The 391-nt window shown below is 58.8% G+C and carries 1 protein-coding gene; it reads left to right on the plus strand.

From position 1 onward, the window contains the following. A partial coding sequence (locus HX786_RS31595) for a GFA family protein (RefSeq protein WP_102651186.1) occupies window positions 1-355 on the plus strand: 355 nt, incomplete at its 5' end. Window positions 356-391 lie beyond the last annotated feature (36 nt).

A 391-nucleotide genomic window follows, 5' to 3' on the forward strand; every position in this document is an offset into this window, starting at 1 on the left:
CCTTGGGGGGGATGCCAGGAGCCTCAAGGTGCGGGGGCGCAAGTTGATTTCGATTTATCACGCGCGGATGAAAGAGCCGGGGGATAGCCGGGCGCATGCGAGTACGGCTGAGCGGCATTTTTGTTCGCAGTGTGGGTCGGGGTTGTGGTTGTTCAGTCCGCAGTGGCCGGAGTTGATTCATCCGTTTGCTTCGGCGATTGATACGCCGTTGCCGGTGCCGCCGGAGCATACGCATTTGATGCTGGGGTCGAAGGCGCCGTGGGTTGAGGTGAGTGTTCGCGCGGGGGACCTGGAGTTTGAGGAGTATCCAGAGGAGTCGATTGCCGAGTGGCATGAGCGGTTGGGGCTGGGTTGATTGATTAAGTGAGTGAGTGAATATCCGTTATTTGGG

The organism is Pseudomonas sp. 21615526, from assembly GCF_013386245.1.
Classification (GTDB): Bacteria; Pseudomonadota; Gammaproteobacteria; order Pseudomonadales; family Pseudomonadaceae; genus Aquipseudomonas.